Raw genomic sequence first — 25,804 nt, 5'->3', positions numbered from 1 at the left:
CCAGCCGCCTCGACGGGGTTTCCCGATGCGGCCGATCAGGAATTCCTATCCGCCGTCGTCCTGGGGTCGGGCGTCGCTGAGAAGGCCCAGCCGCGCGGCCGCGAGGCCGAGTTGGAAGCGGGTCTCGACCTGGAGCTTCTCGCAGAGCCCGGCGAGGTAGCGGCGCATGGTGCGGGTCGAGATCCCCAGTTTGCGGGCGATGAAGTCGTCGGATCTGCCGCGCTCCAGGTGGCGCAGGACAGCCAGTTCGACGTCCTCGAAGACCTCGTTGTCCGCACCGCCCGTGCCGACCGGCCGGGCGTGCTCCCAGATGTGGTCGAAGATCACGGTGAGAAAGGTGACCACGGTGGGGTCGCGGAGCACGGCCGCGCCGCCCGTCACCGTGGGCACGACCGCGGTGTCTTCGTCGAGGATGATGAGCCGCCCGGGGATCACCGCGGCGGAACGCACCTCGGCGCCGAGGCTGTTGAGGAGCGTCATGTGGTGCAGCGCCTCGCGCTGCCGGCGGGCGGTGTGCGGTACGACGGTGCGGTACCGCACACCCCGGTCCAGGAGGTCCTGGTCGAGCTCCCTGGCGGCGCGCAGCGTCTCAGGGCTGCCCATGGTGGGGTGTGCCGTGAGCACACTGTGCCGTACCTGCGCGGAGAGTTCGGCGAGCCGGTGGCGTACGGCCTCCCCGTCGGTGAGGAGTTCGGTCGCGCCGCCTTCGAGGCCACGGCGCACCTGCCGCTCGTACAGGGGGCCCAGCGGGCCGAGTTCACGGTGTGTGGTGTCGATCCGCCGCAGGAGTTCACGCACCCGTGTCTGGGAGGAGGTGGTCAGTGCGACCGCCGCGAGCCCCGGGGAGAGAGCCTCGAGGCGGTGCGGTCCGTCGGGGCGCAGCAGTTGCCGGGCCGTCAGCCTGCGGACGGACCCGGCGAACCGGTCGGGCGTCAGCCCGAGTTGTGCCGCGGCCTCGTCCGCTTCCGGTGAGACCTCAAGGAGCTGTCGGTAGACGCTGATGTCCTCGTCGGTGAGCGGCTCGTCGGCCGGGAGGGGGTCTTGTCCGGGGACGGTGGCACGCGCCCCGGGGCCGGAGACGCTCACGTCCTGGCCGGCGCGTACCGGCTCCTGCCCCTGGCGCACGGCGGTGTCAGGCCTTCTCGGCGCCGGCGGCGCCGGGCACGGGGGGACGCACCCGCTGCGGGACGGACTCCGTGGCGGCGGCGATCCCGAACACGGGTATGTTCCGGTACACGGTGTGCATGCGCGCCGGGTCGACGATGTAGGCCTCGTGGAAGATGCCGACGGCGCCGTCGTTGCGCACCGCGCGGTTGAACCAGGCCCACATCGAGCGGTGCTTTCCCGAGGTGTTGTGCGAGTAGCGCATCAGATCGTCCATGCTGCGCCAGTACTGGAGCATGATCACGGTCCGGTTGAACCAGGCACGCGAGTAGAGGAACCCGTGGTCCTTGTTCTTCTTCAGCTCGATCAGCATCGGGATCATCGAGGCGATGACGGGCACCCAGCGGTGCACCATCCAGAACTTGTTGATCCGGGTGCCGATCAACAGCACCACCGTGCCCTCGGGTGCCGAGGCGATGCGCGGTTCGGTGACGACCTTGAGATCCATGATTTCCTCTCAGAAGGGGTAGGAGCGCGCCGGGCTGCTGACGGTGAGGGTGTGCCAGCGGGTGAAGGCGTCGATCGCCGCCTGCCCGCCGAACCCGGACGCGTTGCCCGAGGCGCCGACCCCGCCGAACGGCAGGTGGGGGTCGTGGTTGACCGTCTGGTCGCCGACGTGGACGACACCGCAGCGAAGCCTGGAGGCCAGGGCCCGGCCCTTGTCGGCGTCCGATGTGTAGACGGCGGCGGTGAGACCGTAGTCGGAGGTGTTGGCGAGTTCCACGGCCTCCTCCTCGTCGGCGAAGGAGGTCACCGTGGCCACGGGGCCGAACACCTCGGCGTGGAAGACGGACATCTTCGGCGTCACGTCCGCCAGCACGGTCGGCGGGAAGAACTGCCCCTGCACGCGGCCGCCGGTGACCAGGCGTGCCCCCTGCGCGACGGCGTCCTCGACCGCGGTGGCGATCCGGGTGAGCTGGCCCCGGTCGATGACCGGGCCGATCTGGGCGTCCGTACGGTACGGGTCGCCGATGCGCAGCGCCGCGGCGCGGCGGGCCAGCGCCTCGGTGTAGCTCTCCACCACGTCCTGGTGGACCAGGTGTCGGCGGGCGGCCATGCAGATCTGTCCCTGGTGCAGGAAGGAGCCCCAGGAGCCGGCGGAGGCGGCGGCCTCGATGTCGGCGTCGGGCAGGACGACGTAGGCGTTCTGCCCGCCCAGTTCGAGGACCACGCGCTTGAGCAGCCGTCCCGCGGTGGCGCCGATCTCGCGGCCCACCTCGGTGGATCCGGTGAAGGAGACCATCGCGACGTCCGGCGACCGGACGAGTGCGGCGCCCGCGTCCGCGTCGCCGTACACCACCTCCAGGACACCCTCGGGCAGCCCGGCCGCCGCCAGCACCTCCGCGAAGAGCCGGCCGCCGCTCAGCGGGGTGTGCGGGTCGGGCTTGAGGAGGACGGCGTTGCCCAGCGCGAGGGCGGGGGCGACCGAGCGCATGCCCAGCAGCACCGGGAAGTTCCAGGGCACGATCACCCCGACGACGCCCAGCGGTACGCGCCGCACCTCGGTCTCCCGGCCCGGGTCGGAGCCGGGGCCGTGCGGCGCCTGGGGCGCGGTGGCGAGCTCGGCGGCGTGGCGCAGCTCCGCCGCGCCGGCGTGCACCTCGTAGAAGGCCTTGCCCGTGATGGATCCGCCTTCCCTGACCAGCAGGTCCTGGGCCTCCTGGGCGCGTTCGAGCAGCAGATCGGCGGCGCGGTTCAGGATCGCGGCCCGTTCGGCGGCCGGCGTCGCGGCCCAACGCGGCGCGGCCGCGGCCGCCCGGCGGGCCGCCGAGAGGACGGCGCCGGAGGTGGCGAGCGGGACGCTGCCCAGCTCGTCGCCGGTGATGATCTCGCGGCTCGTCAGCAGGCCGGCTTCGGTGACGGTGCTCACCTGGGTACCTCGGATTCTCGGGAGGAGGGTCGGGGGGTGCCGGCACGGGTGAGGACGGCGTGGGCGGTGATCCGGCCGGGGCCGGAGGTCACCGACAAGGAGATGTCCCCGTGCAGGACGAGTTCGGCGAACCGGGCGAGTTCGCCCCGGAAGACCAGGGTCCAGGGGCCTTCCTCGGTGCCGCGGAGAAGGATGTCGTTCCATCGGGAGGCGATCCGCGGCGGCGCCGCGAGGGCGCGCAGGGCGGCCTGGCGCAACGCCCAGCCGACGACGGAGCCGCCGCCGGACGAGAGCTGGAGGGCCCCCGGTCCGTGCCAGGCGACCAGCCGCTCGACGGCGTTCCTGTCGACGCCGTAGCTACCCACCCGGAGGACGCTGTCGGCCCGGACGGGAGGGTGGCCGCCGCGCCCGGCCGCCGGGTTCGCCGTTTCAGGCATGGGCGGCCTGCCCTTCGGCGAGGAGGTTCTCGACCATGGAGATGAGGTTGCCGACGGACATTTCCGCGAGCATGCGGTCGAGGGTGAGTTTCCCTTCCCAGCGCACGGTGTCGAGCTGCGGCATGACGGTGCTCAGCTGCGTCATCCCGCGCCCGCTGATGATTCCGCGGGCGTCGCAGAACTCCGTGTCGGGGACCGCTCCCTGGAGATACTCCCCACATTTCTCGACGGAGAGAATGACCGGTGCGGTGCATTCGATGCGGAAGAATATGTCGAGCAGATCCAGGGATTCGAGGCCCAGATCGGCGGAGAAGACCAGATCCGTGCTGTACAGGTCCGTGGGAATTCCCAGCGTGTCGATGACGATCGACCGCACCAGTTCGTTCACGTCGTAGTGGGACATGCGCGTCACTCCTGTCCGGCCTGCCCGGCCTGTGCGGCCCCCGCTTCGGGGCTTCCCCCCACCAGAGCCTTCCGGTGCCGCGGACCGGACAGGTCCGCATGTAGCGATACGAGGGGGCAGCGGGAGTGCCCCGCCGCGGGGAGGCGTTCGCCGGCGTCCGCGGCGACCAGCGCACGGCGGAGTCTGCGCAGGCAGCGGGTGCGGATGGGGCCGACGGAGCCGACCGACATGGCCAGCGCGGTCGAGATCTCGTCGTACGAGGCCGGCGGGTCCGCGAGGGCCAGCATCAGCACGCCGCGGCACTGCTCGGAGAGGGTGTCGATGGCCCGCTGGGCGTCCTCCCTGCGCTGGGCGCGCAGCGTGATCTGTTCGGGGCTCTCGCTGTGACCGGAGAGTCCGTCGAGGGTCTCGCTGTCACCCACCATGACGAGTCGGTTCCGGCGCGAGAGGATTTTGAGGGATTCCCTGCGCGCGACGGTGGCGAGCCAGTCACCGACGCGTTCCGGGTCCCGGATCCGCTCGACGTTCTGCACGAGCCGGAGCCAGGTGAGCTGTCGTACGTCTTCGGCGTCGGCATCGCTCATCCGATGGCTCCGGACAACGGACCAGACAAGTCTGCCGAATCGTTCCACCATGGCGTCCCAGGACGCCTGTTCTCCACGTGCGCACCCCGCCAGCAGTTCCGCGTTCGCTTTACGGGGCATGGGAATTCCCTTCATGAGGGGTGGGGGCAAGGTTTTCGAACGCCGTCAACGGGAGTACGACAATGCAATCCGCTGGGGGGTGTGCGGGGCAAGCGGATACGACGTCAGGTAGGGGACCGGCCACAGGTGGACAGCGGTCGTTCCGGGCCGGACCGGTCATCGGATCGCCTGCTCCGGCAGCAGGTCGGGGATCGCCGAGCGCAGCCTGACCGGAAGCGGGCCCGCGTCGCTCCGGTCGGCCCGGATGGCGACGCCCAGCGCGTACCGGTCCCAGATCTGGAGGACCTGCACCTGCCACAGGTCCCGGTCCTTCTCGGGGATGTCCTCGTCGAGGACCGCCAGGCTCCCGTCCCTGAGCCGGTGGACGGAGAAGGCGTCGAAGCCCCGGCACATGCCCATGCCGGTGGCCTTCGTGTACGCCTCCTTGGCCACCCAGGAGTCGGCGAAGGCGTGGCCACGCTGGCCCTCCCGGTTACGGCGGAGGACCTCGTTCTCCAGCGGGGTGAAGACCTTCGGCGCGAACTGCATCGCCTCGGGCCTGGCAGGGGTGACCTCGGCGTCGACGCCGGCGGTCCGGCCGCGGACGACGATGGCCGCGATCAGTCCGTTGGTGTGGGTGATGTTGAAGTCGAGCCCCCAGGCGCACCCCTCGACCTCGGGGCGTCCGTAGGTGCCGGTCCTGAACCGCCAGGAGTCGGGGGCCACGTCGGCGTATCGGGACAGGACCTGGCGGGAGAGGAGACGTGCGCCGAGGAAGCGGCGGCGGGCCGCCGGGAACAGGAGCCGGTCGTGCCGGGCCCGTTCCTCGTCCGTCAGCAACGCGGCGCCGCCCGTCGCCTCGGCGAACCGGTCCACGTCCTCCTCCGCCAGCAGCCAGACCTCGGCCGTGTCGGCGAGCGGGTCGGCGAACGGTGCCGTGCTGTCCATGGGCTCGGTCTCCTTCCTTGAATCACCAGTTGACGGAAAAGGGCCGGAACGAGAAGAGGCGGCCCTCACGGTGCGCGGCGGACAGTGCGTCCGAGACCTCGCTGATCTCCTGGGGCCCGGCCACGCTCACCGTGGGGTGGAAGCGCTTGAGCAGCCGCTCCAGGCAGACGAGCAGGACCGCCGGGGAGCGCAGTGCCGGGTGGACGCTGTCGTGGCCGTGCAGGTGGAGGTGGACGACGGCTGCGGCCGCCGAGACGAACGTGTACTGCTTGGCCAGGTCGTACAGTTCGGCGGACTGGCCGGCGGCCTTGCCGAGGTCGGAGAAGAGCTTGCGGTGCTCCACGGCGATGCGGTCCAGCTCGTCGGCGACGGCCCCCGCGGCGTCGGCCGCGGCGGCCAGGCGTGCGGCGTCGGTCCCGGCGGCGGCGGCCGCGGCGGCCAGGCGTGCGGCGTCGGTCCCGGCGGCGGCGGCCGCGGCCCGGTGCAGGTCGCCGACGGCCGACCGGAGCGCGAGCACCGGGTCGTCGACGCCGCGGCTGAACAGCTGCTGTTCGGCGGGACGGTAGGGCTTCATGGGGTGGGCCGGGTCGAAGAGCGTGCGGGTCCTCTCCACCGCGCCCGCCACCTTCTCCGGGTCCTGGGTGACCGCCGTGTCCAGGAGGTTCCCGAGCTGAAGGGCGATGTTCTTGAGGTTCACGACGGTGTTGCCGTCGGCGAAGTCGGCGACCGCGCAGTCCCGCACGGCCTTCTGGAAGATCCCGTACCGGGGGTGGGTCCGGAGGTAGTGGCGGGCGCCGAGCACGATGGCGAGCCTGGCCAGCGTCTCCTGGAGCAGGGTGGGGACGAAGTACTTCACCACCGAGGACCAGATGCTCGACTGCTCCGGTGTCAGCTGGAGGCTGCGTATCGCACCGGTGGTCAGCGCGTCGGCGACGAGGAGGTCCGCGTAGCTCTCCACGAGCTGGCGCTGGGAGTACGGCACCTCGGAGACCGGCCCGCCGAAGATCATCCGCCGGGACGCGAAGTCGAGGGTTGCGCGCAGCGCGGTGTCCGCGCAGCTCATGGCGATGCTGGTGATGGCGATGCGGACCAGATGGCTGCTCTTCAGGGCGACTTCCAGGCCCTGGCCGGGCCGCCCCACCACCGCGGAGTCGGGCACGAAGCAGTCGCGCAGCCGGACCCCGCTCATGTCCAGGCCGCGCAAGCCGTGCAGCGGCTCGTGCGGCAGGGGCTCGCACTGTCCTTCCTCGAGCCGCCCCTTCTCGACGGCGAAGACGGAGTACCCGCCGGGGCCGCCCTTCTCCGACGTACGGGCGAAGACCATCACGACGTCGGCGACGGTGGCGTTGCCGATCGTCCACTTCTCGCCGTCGAGCACCCAGCCGCCCTCGGTCCTGCGGGCAGTGGTCCCGTTGGCGAGGATGTCGCTGCCGTGCTCCCGTTCCGAGAGGCCCCACGCCAGCTTCGACCCGCTCTTGATCAGGTCGGCGAAGTACCGGCGCTGCTCCGGGGTGCCGGCGACCCACAGCGGCATGTAGCTGATGGTGCTGATGACCATGGCGGTCGCGGTGGTCGGATCGCGGCGGGCGACCAGCCTGTAGAGGTTGAAGCCGTCCTGGATGTCGACGGCGCGGCCGCCGCTCTCGGCCGGGATGCTCCAGTCGTACAGCCCCCAGGAGGCGAGCAGGTCGACGAACTCGTCGGGGTACGTCTCCTGCTCGTCCAGTTCGAGGACGCGGCCGAAGGAGAGGGGCCCGTCCTCGTCGAAGGGATCGCCCATGTGGCGTTCCAGGTCGGCCATGAGGGCCGGCAGATCGGTCATCGCTCCTCGACCTCCTCGTTCCTGTCGCTCTTCGTTGGTGTGTCGCTCAGCCGCACCGGCAGCGCGGTGAACAGGCGCTGTGACGCGTCGAGTGCGGTGACCAGGCGTCCGGCCGGGGCGAGATCCCGGTACGGCGCGGTGCGCGGGTCGCGGCCGTCGGCGAGGGTGGTCAGCAGCGTGAGTACGGGGACCAGCCAGGAGGTGTCGCCGGGGGCGGCGCCGTAGAGGCCGTCCCCGTCGCGGTGGTACCACCAGGCCAGGGCGGCGGTGGCCGCAGCGCGGAGCAGGGACGACCGGCCGGCGAGGTCCAGGGTCTCCGGGGAGACCTTCGCCGACCGGGCACGGTCACGCTGGGCACCGGCCGCCTCGCGGACCACCGCGGCGATCGCCGACCGCACCCCGGCGACCAGTGCGGCCGCCCGGTCCTCGCCCCGGCCGCTCAGCGCCTCGCCGATCGCCGGGGCGTACGCGGCGAACCCGAGCAGGACGTCGTCCTTGGGCCGCACCCCCAGGTCCAGTGCGGCGGGGTCCAGTCCGGGCAGCGACGTGGGGTCGCCCAGGGCGAAGACCGCCCGCAGCCGCTCCCGCGCGGGCTCCTCCAGCACGGTGGATGCCTCCCGGTCCTCCGGGAAGGCCGGCGCGTACCCGGGGAGGTGCATCGCCAGGGCGCGGAGGTTGCCGAGGACACTGGTGTCGATGACCGCGACCATGGCGTTGTCGCGCGCCGCTTTGTCGAGTACGGCGCCGGGGCCGCCCCGCAGGACCGCCCTGGCTCCGATCAGGGCGTGGGACCGGGTGACGCAGTCGGCGGTGAGCCGGACGGCGACGTCCTTGACGACGGCGGACGCCAGGCCGAACGTGCCGGGCGCGACGTGCGCCTGGCGTGCGGCGGTCAGCACCGTGAGGTCGGTGGCGATCAGTCCGGCGGCGGCCAGGGCTAGTTCACGTGAACCGTAGGGGGTGTCCGCGACGCGTTCTCCGCCGGTGCGGTGCCCGGCCGCGAACCGCAGTGCCGTGCGCAGCGCGGTGTCGGCGGTGGCGAGACAGCCGGCCGTGCTCATCATCCGGACGATCTGCTGGGCGCGCAGCGCGCCCGCCAGACCGCTGCCGACGTCACCGACGACGGCCTCCGGCGGCACGGGCAGCCCGTCGAACTCCAGGTCGGCGAAGTCGATGCCGCGCATCCCGGTGGTGGGCTGCGCTGCGTGCCGCCTCACCTGGTGGGCGGACAGCTCCTCCGGTCCCAGCAGTACGGCGGTGAACGCGCCCGCACCGCGCTCCGCGGTACGCGCCACGATCACCGCCGCGTCGGCCGAACTCCCCCGGCCGACGAGCCACTTCGTACCGTTCAGCAGTCCTTCGGGGGTCAGCGCGCAGCTGTTCGCGAGCACATCGCTGCCGGCCTGCTCCTCGGAGAACCCGAAGGCGATCGTGCGGCCCTCGCGCAGCCAGTCGGCGACGGTCCGGTGCTGGGCTTCCGTCCCGGCGGCGAGCACGGTCATGACCGCCGAGATGCTGAACATGGTGGCGGGCATGACGTTGACGTCGCGCCGGGCGGCGACACGGACGAGGATCTGGGTGTCCTCGAAGGAACGGAGGGTCCCGCCGAGCGTGCCGGGGAGGTGGCACAGGTGGAAGTCCTCCGTGCGGAGCCGGGCCTCGGCCTCGTGCGGGTACTCCTCGGCGGCGTCCCGGGCCACGCCTGCCGCGAAGCCGTACGGGTTCTCCGGCGACCAGGGGTCGCCGAGCAGCCGGTCGAGACGCTCCGCCCGGGCGAAGGCCCCGGACGGGGGCGCCGCGTGGGCGGGCACGGCGGCCGGGGCCGGCGCGTCGATGAGGGTCACTGCCCCACCCCGACGGAGGAGTCGCGGGGCGCGGAGTCCTCCGGCGACGGCCGGGTGGCGATGCCCGCGGGGAAGGCGACGCCTGCCGCTCTCAGCATGGCGAGCCGCTGGTGGAAGGCGGCGCCCTTCATGATCTGCCGCCCCACGTCGGCGACTCCGCGGTGCTCGGGCGCCGCCAGGTAGGTCCCGCGCACCCATGAGTTGAAGCTGCCCATGGCGGGCCCGCACCAGATCTGGTAGTCGACCGCCCGGTCGGCCTCGCCGGTCTTCGCCCAGCGGGACGCCATGCCCAGGTACCAGCGGAAGACGAGCGCCGCCCGCCTCCTGGGGTGCCCCTCGGCCCGTTCGAGCTGGCCCGGGTCGCGACGGGCGAAGTACTCGGCGGTCTCCTCCCAGACGCTGTCCAGCGGCCGCCGGAAGATCTGCTGCTCGACCCGGGTCCGTACGTCCTGGGGAAGCGCCTCGATGCCGTCGTACGTGCGGTAGAGGTCGTACAGCTGCTTGGCGCGCATGGGGAAGAACGTGCCGCGCTTGAGGACCTGGAGCTCGACGCCCATCTCGAACATGTCGGCGGCGGGGGCCATGTCGAAGTCGGCGATGCCGGCCTGCGCGAGCATCTCCTTGACGCGCGGGGAGGTGCCCGCCTCCACGCAGGACTGGTTCACGGAGCCGGTCACGATGTAGTCGGCGCCCATCGCGAACGCGGCGGCCGCCGCGTCCGGGGTCCCGATGCCGCCGGCGGCCCCGATCCGGATGCGCTCGGCGTAGCCGGCCTCCTGCATGATCGCGTCACGCTGGCGCATGATGACGGGCAGCAGGGCGGGCAGCGGCCGGCGGTCGGTGTGGCCCCCGGAGTCCGCCTCGACGGTGATGTCGTCGGCGAGCGGCACCCGGGGAGCGAGACGGGCCTGCTCCTCGGTGATGAGACCGTCCGCGAGCAGCCCGCGCACCATGGCCTCGGGGGCGGGCCGCATGAAGAGTTCGGCGGTCTCGGTGCGGGAGATCTTGGCGATGACCCGGTTCGAGGCGATGACCCCGTCCGGCCCCCCGGCCCGCAGACCCGCGAGCCGGTAACGGACCAGGTGGGGCGTCAGCTTGAGGAAGGCGGACGCCTCGACGCAGGGCACGCCGTACTTGAGGAAGAGGTCGACCGAGGTCCGCTCGAGACGGTCCTCGCTCGGGCTGTGGATGAGATTGCAGGCGTAGCCGAGGCCGGGGATCTCGTCGCGGAACCGGATCAGTGCCTTCTCCACCGCCTCGGGGAGCAGCCCTGCCGCCCCGTACGAGCCGAGGAATCCCGCGCGGGCCATCGCGACGACGAGGTCGGCGGAGGCGATGCCGTTGGCCATGGCACCGCTCATGTACGCCTGCTGGAGGCCGTGCGCGGCGAGGAACGCGGCGCTGCCGAGCCGTTCCGGGCCGAGCGGGGGCGCCGCGGCGACCACCTCGTGGGGGCCGTCGCCGGTGAGCGTCCCGCCGGCGGCCGCGCCCAGCCCGTACGGCCCGCGCACGATGTAGACGGGTTCGTCCAGGCGCATCAGGGTGTCGTAGACCCCGGTGTCGCCGACGGCCGGGTCTCCCGGCCCGGCCCACCGCGGCCGGTGCTGATCGGTGGTCATGCTGCGTCTCCTGTCGGTCGTACGCGGGATCAGGCCTGGTCGTGGTGGATCTCGATGCCGATGCCACCGAGCTGGTAGATCCGCAGGGTGGACTTCCAGACGCTCGCGTCGCCGACCAGCTGGATCCGGCCCGGTGCGCGGCGCACCTCCTTGATGTGCACGTCGAACTCCATCTCGGGGTCGTCGCGCAGGATCTGGCCCCGGTAGGACCAGGTCGTCTCGGCTTCGGAGAGCAGGGCGAAGCGAGGGTTGACGAGGCCGTCGGTGAGGCCGGTCTCCACGGCGTAGACCTGGAGGCCCTGGAGCAGGGACTCGACGCCGAGCGAACCGGGCATCACCGGGTCGCGGTGGAAGTGGCAGGAGAAGTACCAGTCGTCCGGGCGGATCGTGCGGTGTCCGCGCAGGTAGCCGCGGCCGTGGTCACCGCCGCCGGCCACGATGTCGACCCACTCGACGAGGTCGAGGTGGTCCCGGCCGATACGGGGCCCGGGACGGGACGCCTCGGCGGCCCGGTAGGCCTCGAGGTCGACGCGGCGGACCTCAGGGGGGCGCGGGGACTGGCGGTCGATCCAGGGCGCCACGTGCTTGCCCTTGTCCAGGCCGACCTGGTTCTCCAGGGCCTTGGCGCTGAAGTACCCGAAGAGCGACTCGCCCCGGTAGAAGACCTCGCCGTCCGCGGACAGTTCGTAGCTGTAGTTCTGCAGGATGGAGCCCGGCATCTGGTCGCTGGACAGCAGCGTCGACCGGTGCTGGATGGTCTTGCCGCGCAGATCGACGTCCCTGACCAGGGTGGCGCGGCCGTCGAGGTTGCGGATGCTGAACTGCTCCTCGGGGAAGGGCAGGGTGGCGCCCAGGTAGTAGCCGAGGAGGATGGCCGCCTGGAGGCTGGACTCCATGTGGACGCAGTTGGGCATGTGCGGGTGGCCGTTGTGGTCGTAGTACCAGGCGTCGTCCGGGGAGTCGTACTCGGTGACCATGACGGCCCCGCGCTTGAGGACGCCCCGGGTGCCCTCCAGTTCCATGACGCGGTCGACGAAGAGGAAGTCGCCGTTGGGGATGTACGGGGCACGGCTGTCGGCATAGACCTCGAACTCGGGACCCATGGCCGTGGCCAGGTCGCCCTTGGCGGCGTGGGCCATGTGGAACTCGCTGAGCAGCGCGGGCTTTCCGCTGGCGGGGCTCAGCCGGCCCAGGAAGTGCGGGACCGTCCCCCCGGCTTCGGGGCGGTAGGGCGCGCCCGGCTTCTCCACCAGCCGGATGCCGAGCCCTGTGACGCCGATGGACGGCTTGCCGTCGCGGAGCACGACCACGTCGGCGGTGATGGCGGGGCGGGGCACCAGGGTGAGGGAGGTGATGTCGACCTGGTACTCGATCTTCTCGTGCTCCGGCGTGATCTGCCCCCGGACCTTGACCTCGGTCCGCAGGTCCGGGACGGGCTGGAAGCGGGCGTCGGGGAAGGACAGGTGCAGTCCGAGGGAGAGCGCGTACACCTCCAGGAGCTGGACGGCACCCTCCGCGACCAGTGAACCGGCGAGTACCGGGTCGTCCGGGAAGTGGCTGGTGAAGTACCAGCCGTCCGGCACCAGATGCTTGACGGCTTCGATGCGCCCGAGTCCGGCGGGGCCGCCCTTGCGGTCCAGGACGGTGATCTCGTCGGCCATGCGGAGCCGCTCGGTGGGGAGCCTCAGCGAGGTGTTGCAGCCGGCGGGCTGTGCGTGTCCCGGCCCGAACACGTCGGCGATCCGGCCTTCGCCGAGGCGCGCCAGGTCGGCGGGGCTCAGCGCGGTGCGCTCGGTGCGGGCGAGCGGCTTGAAGGAGCTGGACCCGGTGAACGTACCGTCGCCGACGGGCGGGCGGACCTTGGCCTGGAGGATGCCGAGGGAGCTCTCCAGTTCCTCGTCGGTGAAGAAGCCGGCGCAGGCGTTGTTGAGCTTGAGGATCAGCTCCCCGTCCGCGTAGCAGTCGTAGTGGAAGAAGAAGAGGAGGGTGTCCCCCTGCCGCACGAACTGGTCGATCCAGATGTCGTAACGCAGGGTCTGCCCGACGCGCGGCAGGTCTCCGACGAAGCTGAGACTGCTGTCGAGCAGACGGTAGACGCGGTCACCGCGGTTGGTGAAGTCGGCGCCGAGGTAGCTGATCAGCAGCAGGTCGCACTGGCCGGCCTCGATGGTGACGGCCGGGGGGACCTGTCCGTCGACGGCGTACCAGGCGTCCACCGGTACGTCGTACTCGGTGCGGATGAAGGAGGGCTTGAACTCTCCCGGCTCGGCCTCCAGGGCGGTGACCCGGGTCGCGAAGTGGTAGGGCGGGGCGGGCAGCCGGACACGGCGGCGGTGCTCGTCGATCTCCGCGAAACGGGGGCCGAAGACGTTGCCGACCTTGCCGGTGGCGAACTCGAGGAGGTCGTGCTCATCCCAGATCACGCCCTCGGGCTTGGGCGGGCGGGGCGGCGGGGTGCCTCCCCCGGTCAGGAGCGAGACGAGCTGGTCGCGCAGCTCCCGCTGGGCCGCGAGCACCTCGCGGTGGGCCTCCAGCATCTCGCTGCGGAGCCCGCGCACCAGCACGGCCGCGGTCTCGTCGTCCGTGAGCGCCTGGCTCCTCGAGGGAGCCGGCTGCGCCGGCAGCGGCGTACCGGACACGGCGCCCGCCGGCGGGGGCGCGGGGGTGTTCGCGGGCGGCACCTGGGCACCGGCCGGAATCATCGTGATCGGCTCCCTTTCCAACGCCAGGGATGGCGTCGGCGGCTGCGCGGAGGGGTGGGTCGGCATCGCGGTGTCCCATTCCGTGGAGTTTTCGGCGCCAGTGCCGGGCGCCGGATCGGCGAGGAGAGAGCCCTGGGCCACGACGGCCGTCGTGGCCTCCGTCGGGCTGTCGGGGAGCGCCGCGACCGCCGCGACCGGCGCGGCAGGACGGGCGGGCGGGGCGGTGGGGGTGGTGGGGGTGGTGGCGGGAGCCACGGCGGGCCTGGCGCTCGGCGCGGCAGGCGCCACGGGCGGAGCTGCGGGCGCGGGCGGAACGGCCACCGGGGCCTGCGGGACCGGGGTGCGCGGCACGGAGGCCACCGCCACGACCGGGATGCGCGGCAGCGCGGCCACGGTCGGGGCCGCGGCCGACGCCACCAGGGGCGGGACCGGGGCGCCGCCCGCCAGGAAGGCCCGCAGTCCGGGCGAGCGGTCCGGGCGGCTGTCCGGGAGGGGGGCGAAGGCGCTGAGGTCGACCGGGATGCCATGGGCGGCGAGGCGGGCCGCCAGCCGGGCGATGTCGGTCGCCCCGCGGGCACCCCGCCGGTCCACCGAGACCGACAGATGCGGCTCGTCGCCCAGGGTCTCGTGGATCCACCGCGAGCACGTGCTGCTGGGGCCGACCTCGATGAAGCAGCGGTAACCGTCGTCGTACGCACGCCGGACCAGCCGGGGGAAGTCGACCGTCTCGCGCAGTGTGACCGCGATGTTCCCGGCCACCGCGTCCGCGTCGAAGTCCGTCACCGGGGCGTAGTGCCGGCTGCTGTAGAGCACCAGGTCCCCGACGTCGCCGGTCGGGTAGCGGTTGAGGTCGGCGAGCTCGGGCAGGACGCCGTCCACCACCGGGCAGTGCATCACGTGGTTGGCGGGCGAGCGGGCGCTGCGGCAGTCCAGTTCGGCGATCAGGTCGCGGCACTGCTGCGGGTCGCCCGCGACGACCGTCTCCTGCGGCGTGTTGACGTGGGTGAGGAACACCCGGTCGTAGCGGCGCAGTGCCGCCCGTACGTCGTCGGCGGGTGCGAGCAGCACATGGGTGGCCCACACCTGCGGGTCCGGGACCTCGTCGGCCAGGTTCCACAGGGCGCGCACGGTGCGCTTGGGCCCGCGCAGCATGTCGTCGAAGAGCGGCGAGGCGCTGATCTTCTCGTCCCCGCGTGCGCTCTTGACCCAGCCTCCGGTGGCGAAGAGCATGCTGCTCTCGCCCAGGCTGTACCCGAAGGCTCCGTGCACGGGGACGCCGAGCACCTCCCGCACCAGGTCCGTGGAGAGCAGGGCGTAACTCGTGCCGGCCGCCAGCATCAGCGGGATGTCCTCGACGAGTTCGCCCTCCATGCGCATCAGCTCACGCCGCCCCAGGGGCTCCCGGGAGCGGGGGTAGAGCGCGGCGCTGCGCAGGAGGTCGGCGGGGAGTTCGGCCTGGGCCTCGAAGCGGGGAAGCAGTCCGGGGAAGGCCCGGAACATCGAACGCCCCAGTCCGAGATAGGAGTTGAACGCCCCGGGGAAGACCAGTGTGACCTTCGCGTCGGGGCCGATCGGCTTGGCGGTGAAGCAGCTCCCGGACGGCGAGGACCACTCGCCGCCGGAACGCCACACGCCGGGCAGGTCCTTGAGCGCCTGGTCGATCTGCCGGACGAGGCCGGCCCGGTCGTCCGCGACGAGCACGGCCTTGACCTTCGCCGGCCGGTCCGCGAAGTCCGCCTGCCAGTCGCTTCCGGCCTCGGCCGCACCGATGGCCGTACGGAGTTCGCCGAGCCGTCGCAGCAGCCCGTCGAAGTCGTCCGCGCCGACCGGTACGACGACTCCCCCGCCGGAACGGGTCCAGTCTGCCTCGGTGATCTCACCGCGCACCTGACCGCCGGTGAGCACGAGGTGGGCGTGGCTGCCCGCCGCGCCGACGACGCTGACGGATGCGGCCCGCCTGCCCTCGCGGTGGGAACGCAGCCAGGGCCGGGAGTCCGCCGCCAGGAAGAAGGCGGAGCCCTCGGTCCGGTCCGCCGCGATCCCCTCGGGGGCCACGGGGAAGTAGGCGTGGTGCAGGCAGAGCGCGGCCCGGATGAGTGCGGCGAGTCCGGAGGCGCACCCGGTGTCCCCCACGGCCCGGCGGGCCGAGGAGAGGGCGGTACGCAGCTCGCCGCCCGCCCGCTCGGTGCTCCAGACGCGGGCGAGGCCGTCGAGCTCCGCGGGGTGCGCTCCGCCGGCTTCCACCAGCTCGACGTCCGACGGACCGATTCCGGCGGCGGCGAGCGCGTCCTCCGCGGCGCGTTCGACGAGTTCGGCGCTCGCGGCGGGGGTGACGTCCGGCGCGTGGTGCACGGCGATCGACTCGACGGTGGCGTACACCCTGCTCCCCTGGGGGACGGCGTCGGGCCGGGTGACGACGACGGCGCCCGCGCCCTCGCCCAGGATGCGCAGCCCGTCCCGCACGGTGCCCGGTTCGAGCAGTTCGCGGGCGAGGGTGTTCTCCGGTCCGGCGGCGAGGTCGACCGCGCCGACCAGGACGGCTTCCACGGTCGGGTCGAGGAGCAGCAGCCGGGCCACGTCCAGCGCCTCGACGCCGACGGCGCTGTCCGAGGAGAGGGTGAAGGAGGGGCCGGTGAGGTTCCACAGCGAGGAGACCCGGCTCGCCATGATGTTGCCGATGTAGCTGAGGACCTCGTTGGGCTCGATGGAGTCGTGGACGCCGTCCCGCGCGGCCCGGGTCAGTTCCGCGAGCTGCTGCGGCGACGGGTCGACGCCGGCTGCCGCGCACCACTCGGTCAGTTTGCGCCCCAGCTCGTAGCGGGAGCCGTGGCCGTGGGCGCTGGGTTCCATCTCCATGCCGATGACGACGCCGACCCGTCGTGCGGCGGAACCGGCCTTGCCGCCGGGGCGTTTGCGCTCGAATCCCGCGTCCTGCAGCGCCTCCTCGGCCACGCGCATGAGCAGCAGCTGCTGCTGGTTGAAGTGGGCGAGGTCCTTGGGCGGGATGCGGTACGAGGTGGTGTCGACCTCGAAGTCCTCGATGTAGGCCGCCTGGGGGGCCGCGTCCCCGCCGAGACCTGCCCGGTCCAGGGGGCCGCCCTCCACGGTCTCGAAGCCGCGCCAGCGCTGCTCGGGGAGGGGGCGTACGCCGACGAGACCGTCGTAGCCGGCGCGTTCGAACTCGTCCAGGGTGGCGAAGGAGCCGAAGTGCGCGCCCATGCCGATCACGGCGAGCGGGGGCGGCTCGGTGGGGGCGGCGGGCGCTTCGGGTGCGGCCGTGGCGGCCGGTGCTGCCGGTGTCTCCGGCGTCTCCGGTGCGGAGAGAACGACGTGGGCGTTCGTACCGCCGAAGCCGAAGGCGGAGACTCCCGCGCGGCGGGGCGCGCCGGGGGCGGGGTCCGGCCAGGGCACAGCCTCGCGTACGACCCGGTCCGCGATCGTGCCGGGCAGCGGCTGCTCCACGCCGATCGTCGGGGGAATGACACCGTGCGAAAGCGAGAGGACGACCTTGAGGAGGCTGGACATGCCGGCCACGGTCAGCAGGTGACCGATGTTCGCCTTGACGGACCCCAGCAGCGGGCCGCGGCCGAAGAAGGCCTCGGCGCCGCCGAGTTCCGTGCTGTCGCCCAGCGGCGTACCGGTGGCGTGGCACTCCAGGTACTGGATCGCGGACGGGTCGACCCCGGCTTCCCGGTAGGCGAGTTCGTACGCGGCGAGCTGACCGGCCTCGTTCGGTGCGAGCAGGTGCTTGCCGGGGCCGTCGTTGGTCAGGGCGAGGGCGTCGATCACCGCGTGGATGCGGTCGCCGTCGCGCTGTGCGTCGGCGAGCCGCTTCACCGCGATCATCGCGGCTCCCTGCCCGGTGACGATGCCCCGGGAACGGGCGTCGAAGGGCTGGCTGAAGCCGTCCTGCGGATAGGCTCGCAGGTCGGAGAAGGACAGGTGGATGACGGTCGGGTCGGGTGCGCAGACACCCCCCGCCAGCATGAGATCGGCCCGGCCCGTCTCCAGATGGGCGCAGGCGAGCTTCAGCGCGTACAGCGCGGAGGAGCACGCCGCGTCGAGGGTGAACCTCGGGCCCTCCAGGCCCAGGGCGGCCGCGACGACGCGGGCCGGCATGCCGCCCGCCCAGAGGTTGTGCGCGGTGACCGCACCGGACGGGTCCGGGGCGCCGGGCGTGATCAGGCCGTCGGGCACCGGGAGACCGGCCTCGGCGAGACCGTCGGCCACGGCCGAGTCCCAGAGCTCACCGGCGAAGCGGCCGGAGGCCGGGGTGGGGAACGGGTAGTTCCCGAACACCACCCCGGTCCTCCGTCCTTGCCGGCCGTCCGCGGCCGGGGGGTGGCCCGCGTCGGCCAGCGCGTCCCCGGCCACCCGGAGCGCCCAGTGGAACGAGCGGTCCAGGCCGGCCAGGTAGTCGGCGGGAAGGCGGTAGTTCTTCGGGTCGAGTCCTGCGGCACGCTCGTCGTACTCGTCCAGGAAACCGCCCCTGGTGCAGTAGATGCGGTGCCTGTCCTCGGGGTCGGTCTCCCGCGTCTCCGGGGCGTGCCCGAAGACGCGGTCGTCCCCGTCGGTGCGTGAGTCCACGCCTTCGATCAGGTTGCGCCAGTAGTCGTCGGGTGTCCCTGCCCCCGGGAAGAGGCAGGCCAGGCCGACGATCGCGTACTTGCCCATGGTTGGGTCAGCCTCCGGGTGTCCGCATGGTTCGGTTCGGGAGTCAGGGTCGGGAGAGGGGGCGGTACGGGCCGGGTCACGAGGGGAACGGCGTCCCGTCGGGCACGGGGCCCGTGCGGCCCGGGAAGTACCGGGAGGGTCCGGCCCCGGAGGGGGCCGGGGCCGGACCCGCCCGGTCGCCGTCAGACGGAGACGGCGGCGGTCCCGGTCCTTTCGGCCGTTCCGAACTTGCCCTCCAGCTGCGGGTCCTCCACGACCACCACACCGTCGAGGACCTGGAGCACACGGCCCTCCCGGTCCAGCGCGGTGATCGAGCAGCTGATGCCGCTCGGCCCGGAGGTGACGTTCTCCACCGCGATCAGGAACTCCTGGTCGGCGGGGAGCTCCGCGTGGAAGCGGGCGCTGCCGATCTCCATCGGCAGGGAGGCGCGGTTACGGAACCGTCGCACCCACACCAGCGCGGACTGGAGGAGCAGGTCAGCGATGACCGGGCTGTGGAACCGGCCGTGGTAGGCACCGCGTGCCGGCAGCCCGTCACCGAGCCGTGCGGCGAGCAGCAGCAGTCCTTCCTCCGCGACCAGCACCGAACGGATCCCGCGGAGCGCGGGGCCGTGGAACAGCGTGCCGTCCCGGTACAGCGGAGCGGCGTCCGTACGGGTCGCCGCACGCGCGGCACGGGCGAGGTCCGTACGTGCCGCGGGCACCGGCGGCACGTCCGTGGAGAGGCTCGCCCCGTACGACGGCCTGCTCCGTCCGGCGTCGTCCACCGCGGAGGCCAGCACCTCGATCGCGTGCGGGCGGGTGGCCGGTCCGGGCTCGATGAACAGCCGCAGCCGTGAGGCGTCGGCTCCCTCGCCCTCCGCCGCGTCCATCACCAGGCCCTTGAAGACCTTGAACGCGGACACCTCGGTGACCTGCTTGCCGGTCACCCTCTCGGTGGTGTTGACGAGGGCGCCCAGCGCGGCGGTGGCGGGCAGCACCCGCTTGCCGCCGATCGTGTGGTCCGCGAGCAGCGGGTCGGTGGAGATGTCCGCGAGCGTACGGTCGACGAGGAGGGTCGGCGAGGCCGGGGAGTCTTCGGCCGGCGGAGCGGAGAGCGGAGTGAGCGGGCCGGCGACGACGACCGTGTCCTGGCCGCGGGCGGCAGTGAACTGCTCGGCGAACATGCCCGCACCCGTCGCCACCGGAACCAGCGCCACGCCCCGCGAGGCGAACATCCGGCGCAGGTCGTCGGTGACCATCCCGCCGTCCCACGCGCCCCAGTTGACGGAGGTCACGCGCGCCGAGGGCAGCTCCTGCCTGAGGCGCACCGCGAGACGGTTGAGCGCCTCGTTGGCCACGGCGTAGTCCGACTGGCCCCGGTTGCCGAAGAATCCGGCGACCGAGGAGAAGAACACCAGGTGGCGCAGGTCGGCCGAGCCGCGGAGTGCGTCCAGCACGTGACCGAGGCCGACGATCTTCGTACCGAGGACCCGGGCGATCTCCTCCGGCGTCTTGTCCGCGATCAGCCTGTCGGCCAGGACACCGGCGCCGTGCACGACGCCCGTGACTCGGGAGGCGTACGGGGCGAGGGTGGTCCGGACCGCGGCGGCGTCGGTGATGTCGACCACGAGGTACTCGACGGTGGCGCCGGTCCCCCGGAGCCGGTCGAGGTTGGCCTGGATCTCGCGGCTGCCGGTCAGCTCGCGGTAGACGGCCTCGACACCGCGCGGGGTGGCCTTCTCCCCCGAAGCGGTGATCCGCTTGGCGATGAGGCCCTTGAGCGCCGCGCCGTCGACACCCGCCGACCACTCGGGCTCGGGGGTCACCTGGCTACGGCCGAGCAGCAGCAGACCCACGGGACGGGCCTCGGCGAGCGCCTGGAGGCAGTCCGCGGTGATGCCGCGGGCGCCTCCGGTGACGACGAGCAGATCCCGGGCGCCGATCTCCTGTACGGCCGTCACGTGCGCGGCCGGCGGCTCGGCGGACGGCACGATCGTGCGGCGTCCCTCCGGGTCGACACCCACATCCGCGAGGTCGGCCGACACGTCGTGGATCTCGTCCAGGAAGCGTGCCGCGACGGTGCGGTCGTCCAGACCGGGAGCGAAGTCCACGGTGCGTGTGAAGAGCGAGGGGACCTCGATCGCCAGCGTCTTGACCAGTCCGCTCACACCGCCGAGGAGGGCGGATCCGGTGCCGCTGCCGCGGTAGCCGTTCGCTCCGTCCAGCCGGGTCACCGCGACGAACGCGGCCCGGTCGCCGGCGGCTGCCTTCAGCGGGGCCTGGGTCAGCTTGGCGACGAGGACGGTGTGCGCCAGACGGCGTGCCGCCTCGGTCCACTCCTGCCCCGCCTCGGCGGCCATCTGCACGACCAGGTCGAGACGTTCGGCCGTGACAGCCGCGGCGAGCTCCTTCTCGTCCCACGTACGGAGCGGGCGGACGGAGTCGGCCTCACCCGCGGATGTGGTGGCGCCCGGCAGTACGACGACCTCCACCCTCCAGCCGTCGGCGCGGAGACCGGCCACCAGCGGCCGGGTCAGCGTCGACCCGTCGTCGAGGACGAGGGCGACGGGGTGCTCCGCGTAGGCCCGTACGACGCGGCAGACCGCGGGGAGTTCGCGTACGGCCGCGAAGGTCCTTCCCACGCCGTCCGCCTGGGGGTAGGTGATGACGAGGGGGGACTCGACGGCGGGGCCGGAACCCTCTGCGGCCGAACCACTGGGGGTCGCACCGGAGGCGGAGGCCAGGAAGCCGGCGATGTCGTCCAGCGTCCGGAGCTCACCCATCCGCTCCGGATCCACCTCACCCGACACCGGGAACCGCTCCTGAAGCGCCCCCATGATCTGAACCCGCTTGATCGAATCGATCCCCAGGTCAGCTTCCACGTCCATACCCGGCTCCAGCATCTCCACCGGGTAACCCGTCTTCTCCGCCACGACTTCGAGAAGCGCACCCAGCACAGCGGCGTCCACCTCGTCGGACGGCGCAGAGACGGCAGACTCCACCACCACGGGAGCGGCAGGAGCGGGAGTAGAAGCAGGCTCGGCCGGGGCGGTCGCGCCGGAGGCCGAAGCCAGGAAACCGGCGATGTCCTCCAGCGTCCGCAGCTCACCCATCCGCTCCGGATCCACCTCACCCGACACCGGGAACCGCTCCTGAAGCGCCCCCATGATCTGAACCCGCTTGATCGAATCGATCCCCAGGTCGGCCTCCACATCCATACCCGGCTCCAGCATCTCCACCGGATAACCCGTCTTCTCCGCCACGACTTCGAGAAGCGCCCCCAACACAGCGGCGTCCACCTCGCCGGACGGCACAGAGACGGCAGGAGCAAGAGGAGCGGGAGCAGCGGGGATGGGAGCGGCGGCCGGCTCGGCCGGGGCAGCCGCACCGGAGGCCGAAGCCAGGAAACCGGCGATGTCCTCCAGCGTCCGCAGCTCACCCATCCGCTCCGGATCCACCTCACCCGACACCGGGAACCGCTCCTGAAGCGCCCCCATGATCTGAACCCGCTTGATCGAGTCAATGCCCAGGTCGGCCTCCACGTCCATACCCGGCTCCAACATCTCCACCGGATAACCCGTCTTCTCCGCCACCACCTCCAGCAGCGCCCCCAGAACCGCAGCATCCACCTCGGCAGAAGCAGCAGGCACTTCGGTCACGGGAACGGAAGCAGCGACGGCCGGAGCCGGCTCAGCAGGGGCCGGAGCGGTGACAGGCGCAACCGGGGCGGTCGCACCGGAGGCGGATGCCAGGAAGCCGGCGATGTCATCCAGCGTCCGCAGCTCACCCATCCGCTCCGGATCCACCTCACCCGAGACCGGGAAGCGCTCCTGAAGCGCCCCCATGATCTGGACCCGCTTGATCGAGTCGATCCCCAGGTCGGCCTCCACGTCCATACCCGGCTCCAGCATCTCCACCGGGTAACCCGTCTTCTCCGCCACGACTTCGAGCAGCGCACCCAGCACAGCGGCGTCCACCTCGGCGGACGGCGCAGAGACGGCAGACTCCACCACCACGGGAGCGGCAGGAGCGACGGGAGCGGGAGCAGCGGCAACAGGCTCAACCGAGGCAGTCGCACCGGAGGCGGATGCCAGGAAGCCGGCGATGTCCTCCAGCGTCCGCAGCTCACCCATCCGCTCCGGATCCACCTCACCCGACACCGGGAACCGCTCCTGAAGCGCCCCCATGATCTGAACCCGCTTGATCGAGTCGATCCCCAGGTCGGCCTCCACATCCATACCCGGCTCCAACATCTCCACCGGATAACCCGTCTTCTCCGCCACCACCTCAAGCAACGCCCCCAGCACAGCGGCGTCCACCTCCACCTCCGCCACCGGAGCAGCGGGAGCAGCGGGAGCAGCGGGAGCAGCAGGCACCGGAGACGTCTCGGCCTGTACGGGCGCGGGCGCAGGCTCTGCCACCACCGGAACAGCGGCGGCGGCGGCAGGCTCAAGCGGCGCGACCGCAGGTGCCTCCTCGCTCTTCAGCGCGTCGATCAGGAGCCGCGTCGCGCGCTCGTGCGCCGACGTGATCGACGCACCGTGCTGCTCGATGAGCCGCAGCGCCGCGTCGGCGTCGGGGTGGGTGCCGGAGCGGACCGACAGTTCGAGGGTCTTCACCGCCTCGCGGATCGTCTCGACGTGCGCGTCGAGGATCTCGGCCTGGAGGTCGAGCCCCTCTCGGGCCACCGCACTCAGCGCCTCCACAGCGCCCTCTGCCGGCTGTGTCACCGGCTCGGACACGGGCTGGACCGCCGGCTGCGCCGTCGGCGCCGCCTCGCGGGAGGGCTCGGCGATCGCGTCGCGGTATGCCGAACGGCGGGCTTCTGTCACGTAGTTGATGCCTCGCAGCGGGATCGCCATGCCCTTGCCCGCAGGCACCTCGGGCACCTCGGCGCTGTGGTTGTCGATGCCGGAGACCGGGAGGCCCAGGACCGCCAGTTCGATGACGGCGCGCTTGAGGGCGAGCTCGCCGTCCTTGGCGGGGCCGCCGTCGACCGCGACGGTCCGCACGCCGTCGCGGCCCTCGAGAACGCGGTCCACGAGGTCGGAGAGGACCCGCTTGGGGCCGAACTCCACGAAGACCCGGAAGCCGTCGGCGTACATCTCCTCGATGCGGTCGGCGAAGGCGACCGGCCGCAGCAGCTGGTCGACCAGCGTGCGGCGGCTCTCGGCCTGGTCGGCGCCGTAGGAGGCGCCCGGGGTGTTCGCGTAGACGGGAATGCGCGGGGCGTTCAGGGCGACGCCCGAGACCGCCTCGCGGAAGGCGTCGGCGGCGTGGGCGACGAACCGGGTGTGGAAGGCCGCCGAGACGGGGAGCCGCTTCGCGGGAATCGTGCCGCTCGCGGCGTCCGCCACGAGGCGGTCGATCTCCGCGCTCGGGCCGCCGACCACGATCTGCCCGGGGGCGTTGATGTTGCAGACCGACACGTCCTGGTAGCCGGCGACGAGCGCCTCGACAGCGCTCAGCTCGCCGCGCACGGCGGCCATGGCGCCGGGGTCGTGGGAGGGGGAGGCATCGGCGGGCGGGGCCATCGCGAGGCCGCGGGCGCGGGCCAGCTCGGTGAATCCGTCGTCGTCGAGGACACCGGCGGCCCACAGGGCGGTCAGTTCGCCGAAGGAGTGTCCGATGACACCGTCGGGGGCGAACCCGAGCTCCTTGAACCAGGCGAACTGTCCGGCGGACAGCGCCCCGATCGCGGGCTGGGCGAACTCGGTGCGCCGCAGCGACTCCTCCTGGGCCTTGCGCGTGGCGTCGTCGAAGGCGGGCGGCGGGAACACGACACGGCCGAGCGTCTCGGCCCCCGCGGGCAGACGGTTGGCCCTGTCGTACGCGGCGAGCACCGGCGGGACGGCGAGGGCGGCCTCGCGGCCCATGCCGACGTACTGGCTGCCCTGTCCCGCGAAGACCGCGGCGGCCTTCGTGCCGGCCGGGATGCCGGAGCGCCGGTAGGTGATCCCCTTGGGGTGCTGCCAGGCGTCCGCTCCGGACTTGGCCCGCAGCAGCTCGACGGCGGTGGTGCGCAGCGCCTCGAACTCCTCGTCCGAGCCGGCCACGATGCCGATGCGCGCGTCACCCGCGGGCACCCACCCCAGCGGGTCGGGCGCCGCGCCCTGCTCCAGGCGCCGGACGAGGGCCTCGGGGTCGGCGGCGTGCCAGAGGCCGGTGCGGGCGACGGGGCCGAGCACCTTGCCGCCGGTGGTGTCGTGCTCCTCCAGGACCATGTGGAAGTTGGTGCCGCCGAAGCCGAAGGAGGAGACGGCGGCCCGGCGCTTGTCGCGGCCCGGGTCGGCGATCCAGGGACGGGCCTGGGAGTTGACGTAGAACGGGGTCTCGGCGGGGTCGACGGCGGCGCTGGGCTGCTCGACGTTGATGGTCGGCGGCAGGACCTTCTGGTGCAGGGCGAGCGAGAGCTTGATCAGCCCGGCCGCGCCCGCCGCCGCCTTGGTGTGCCCGATCTGGGACTTGACGCTTCCGATGGCGGCGTAGCCGCGGGCGTCCTGTCCCTCGGCCACGAAGGAGCCGAGGGCGGACAGCTCGGTGTGGTCGCCGACGGCGGTGCCCGTGCCGTGCGCCTCGAAGAGCTCGATGGAGCCGGCGGGGACGTCCGCGTCCTCGTAGGCGCGGCGCAGGGCGAGCTGCTGGCCCTGGGCGCGCGGGGCGTAGATGCTCTTGAAACGGCCGTCGCTCGAGGTGCCTATGCCACGCAGTACGGAGTAGATCCGGTCGCCGTCGCGCTCGGCGTCGGCGAGCCGCTTGAGGGCGAGCATGCCGATGCCCTCGCCGATCAGCGTGCCGTCGGCGGACTCGTCGAAGGGCCGGATGATCTGGCTCTTGGAGAACGCCGGGGTCTTGCTGAAGCACATGTACATGAGGATCGTGTTCTCGGCGTCGCAGCCGCCGGTGATCATCAGGTCGGAGCGGCCTTCGACGAGCTCGCTGACGGCGAGCTTGACCGCGGCGAGGGCGCTGGCGCAGGCCGCGTCCACCGTGCAGTTGGTGCCGCCGAGGTCGAAGCGGTTGGCGATGCGGCCGGCGACGACGTTGCCGAGCATGCCGGGGAAGGAGTTCTCCTCCCACGGGATGTAGGCCTTCTTGAAGCGCTCGGCGACCTCTTCGGCCTGGGCCTCGCTCAGTCCGACGCTGCGGACCACTTCCTTGAGGACGGGCGTCTGGAGCCGTGCGGAGAGCGGCTGCGTCAGGGAGTTGGCGCCGGTGACGCCGAGGATGACCCCGGTGCGGGTCGGGTCGTACCACCCGGAGCCCTCGGTGCCCGCGTCGCGCAGGACGTCGCGGGCGACGGTCAGCGACAGGAGCTGGAGGATGTCGGTGACCTCCAGGGTGTTCGGCGGCAGGCCGAACTCCATGGGGTTGAAGGCGATTTCGGGCAGGAACCCGCCGCGCCGGGCGTAGGTCTTGTCCTCGGCCGTCGGGTCGGGATCGTAGTAGTCGTCGAGGTTCCAGTGGGTGTCCGGTACGTCCTCGATGCAGTCGTTGCCGTCGACGATGTTGTGCCAGAACTCGCGCACGTTGCGCGACTGGGGGAACAGGCCGGCCAACCCGACGATGGCGATGGGTGTCTCGGCCAGACGTGAGTGGTGCACGACGGTCCTCTCGTTCAAGTTCGGCGGGTGGGCAGGGCGCGGGTCCGCGGGA

At 72.4% G+C, this 25,804-nt stretch carries 12 protein-coding genes; all 12 read right to left on the bottom strand.

Translation table 11 applies throughout. The annotated features are described in order from the left end of the window. Positions 1-45: 45 nt before the first annotated feature. The 12 genes from OG379_RS31580 to OG379_RS31525 all read right to left on the bottom strand — a co-directional run bounded on the left by OG379_RS31580 (position 46) and on the right by OG379_RS31525 (position 25,752). Positions 46-1,125 carry a LuxR C-terminal-related transcriptional regulator gene (locus tag OG379_RS31580; protein ID WP_405666436.1) on the bottom strand — a complete coding sequence of 360 codons (1,080 nt, stop codon included), beginning with the start codon at positions 1,123-1,125 and terminating at the stop codon, positions 46-48. A 7-nt stretch (positions 1,126-1,132) separates the two neighbouring features. Then, positions 1,133-1,612, bottom strand: a complete 480-nt coding sequence (locus OG379_RS31575; RefSeq protein WP_393765976.1) for a DUF4188 domain-containing protein — start codon at positions 1,610-1,612, stop codon at positions 1,133-1,135. 9 nt (positions 1,613-1,621) lie between these two features. Then, entirely contained in the window at positions 1,622-3,034 is a 1,413-nt protein-coding gene (locus tag OG379_RS31570; protein WP_405666434.1) for an aldehyde dehydrogenase family protein, read from the bottom strand. Next, positions 3,031-3,471, bottom strand: coding sequence for a hypothetical protein (locus OG379_RS31565; protein ID WP_393765978.1), 441 nt, complete (start codon positions 3,469-3,471; stop codon positions 3,031-3,033). The genes OG379_RS31570 and OG379_RS31565 overlap by 4 nt, the downstream gene beginning before the upstream one ends. Beyond that, positions 3,464-3,874 (bottom strand): acyl carrier protein, encoded by a 411-nt coding sequence (locus OG379_RS31560; RefSeq protein ID WP_393765979.1) that lies wholly within the window; start codon positions 3,872-3,874, stop codon positions 3,464-3,466. The genes OG379_RS31565 and OG379_RS31560 overlap by 8 nt, the downstream gene beginning before the upstream one ends. Positions 3,875-3,879: 5 nt before the next feature. Further along, positions 3,880-4,509, bottom strand: a complete 630-nt coding sequence (locus OG379_RS31555; RefSeq protein WP_405668718.1) for an RNA polymerase sigma factor — start codon at positions 4,507-4,509, stop codon at positions 3,880-3,882. A gap of 225 nt (positions 4,510-4,734) precedes the next feature. Next, the gene (locus OG379_RS31550; protein ID WP_405666432.1) at positions 4,735-5,505 is read right to left on the bottom strand and encodes a 4'-phosphopantetheinyl transferase family protein; all 771 of its coding nucleotides are present in this window, start codon (positions 5,503-5,505) and stop codon (positions 4,735-4,737) included. 22 nt (positions 5,506-5,527) lie between these two features. After that, positions 5,528-7,327, bottom strand: a complete 1,800-nt coding sequence (locus OG379_RS31545; RefSeq protein ID WP_405666430.1) for an acyl-CoA dehydrogenase family protein — start codon at positions 7,325-7,327, stop codon at positions 5,528-5,530. Then, the gene (locus tag OG379_RS31540; protein ID WP_405666428.1) at positions 7,324-9,171 is read right to left on the bottom strand and encodes an acyl-CoA dehydrogenase family protein; all 1,848 of its coding nucleotides are present in this window, start codon (positions 9,169-9,171) and stop codon (positions 7,324-7,326) included. Before OG379_RS31540 ends, OG379_RS31545 begins: the two co-directional genes overlap by 4 nt. Continuing rightward, positions 9,168-10,790 (bottom strand): PfaD family polyunsaturated fatty acid/polyketide biosynthesis protein, encoded by a 1,623-nt coding sequence (locus OG379_RS31535; RefSeq protein ID WP_405666427.1) that lies wholly within the window; start codon positions 10,788-10,790, stop codon positions 9,168-9,170. The genes OG379_RS31540 and OG379_RS31535 overlap by 4 nt, the downstream gene beginning before the upstream one ends. Before the next feature lie 29 nt (positions 10,791-10,819). Next, positions 10,820-18,166, bottom strand: a complete 7,347-nt coding sequence (locus OG379_RS31530; protein WP_405666425.1) for a beta-ketoacyl synthase N-terminal-like domain-containing protein — start codon at positions 18,164-18,166, stop codon at positions 10,820-10,822. Between the two features lie 182 nt (positions 18,167-18,348). Further along, the gene (locus OG379_RS31525; protein ID WP_405666424.1) at positions 18,349-25,752 is read right to left on the bottom strand and encodes an SDR family NAD(P)-dependent oxidoreductase; all 7,404 of its coding nucleotides are present in this window, start codon (positions 25,750-25,752) and stop codon (positions 18,349-18,351) included. Positions 25,753-25,804: the final 52 nt, after the last annotated feature.

Origin of the sequence: Streptomyces sp. NBC_01166 (assembly GCF_045039765.1) — a bacterium.
Classification (GTDB): Bacteria; Actinomycetota; Actinomycetes; order Streptomycetales; family Streptomycetaceae; genus Streptomyces.
The sequence above is the reverse complement of the archived record's forward strand: the minus strand, read 5'-3'. Positions and strand labels throughout refer to the sequence as shown.